Annotated in this window: 2 protein-coding genes; both read left to right on the plus strand. The window is 67.8% G+C overall.

Annotated elements, in window-relative coordinates; genetic code table 11:
• Positions 1 to 310 (plus strand): hypothetical protein (locus HOV91_RS39115; RefSeq protein ID WP_174190189.1); only part of this gene is annotated, 310 nt, incomplete at its 5' end.
• Between the two features lie 466 nt (positions 311 to 776).
• Positions 777 to 1,091 (plus strand): hypothetical protein (locus HOV91_RS39120; RefSeq protein ID WP_217441616.1); only part of this gene is annotated, 315 nt, incomplete at its 3' end.

Raw genomic sequence — 1,091 nt, forward strand, 5'->3', positions numbered from 1 at the left:
GACCGACCCCGCGATCCCCACCACCGCCGCCCTCGAGCCGATCTACGTGATCGCCAACGCCATCACCGGCGATCAATTCATCATCTACGCCCCCGGCCCGCACGACGAGCGCGGCATGTACACCGTGGCGCACGTGACCGGCGGTACGGGCGGCTATGCCGCCCCCCGGATTCACCTCGTGCACCCCGACGACATCGCCGCCTACGCCATCGGTGCCGCCGACTTGGTGCGCCGGAGCGGGCGCGGGCACGGGGCGAGTGTGTGGCTCGACCGCACCACCGGCCCCCTGCGCGAGCACCTGACTCGATGAACCCTCCAGCGACACAACCGACCTCAACTCAGCCCACGAACAGCAGACCCTCATGCGCCTGAGGAAGAACACCCAAGGTCACGACGAGGACGGCGTGATCAAACCCGCAGCCAAACTCAGTGGCAACGCGGCAGCGGGCGCGACCCGCAACCGGACGCGTGCTCCGGAGTGTGTCCTCGCCCGCTGCGGCACCGCGGCGAGGTCGCCGACGTGAGTCCACCTGGTCTCGCGCAAATGAATAGTGACGAGTCGAATTCCTCTCGTGCCGTGCGCATTCCAGAAATGGAAGAGAGGAATCCGGGGCCGGAACTATTTTCCACATTCCGCTTGACATCACACGCCCTATCGAGCGGTCATGGAACTGGAAACGGCACCGACCCGGCGGGGAATCGCCCCGATTGGTACGCATTCCGTCCCACCGGGACATCACCGAATTCACGAAACCCAATGTTGGAAGGAACCCCTCATGTCGAAAAAGAAGAACGCCGCCGTGGCCACGGAAACGGCCGCACCCGCCCCGGAACACGGCACGCGGTCGGGTGGCGTGCCGGTGCTGTCCCGCGACAGCGACAGCGCGTTGTGGGCGGCGCTGCGGGCCCACCCCGGCAGCACCACCGCCGCGCTGGCCGACATCGCCGGGATCGGACTGTCCACCGCGCGGCGTCTGTTGGCCCAGTGGGAAACCGCCGGGTGCGCACAGTCGCACACCAACCCCGAATCGCCCCGAGCCGCCAAGACCTGGACCCAGGGCGCGGGCGCACCCGCCGCCATCGAACCACAC

This window comes from Nocardia barduliensis (genome assembly GCF_013315795.1).
GTDB classification, from domain to species: Bacteria; Actinomycetota; Actinomycetes; order Mycobacteriales; family Mycobacteriaceae; genus Nocardia; species Nocardia barduliensis.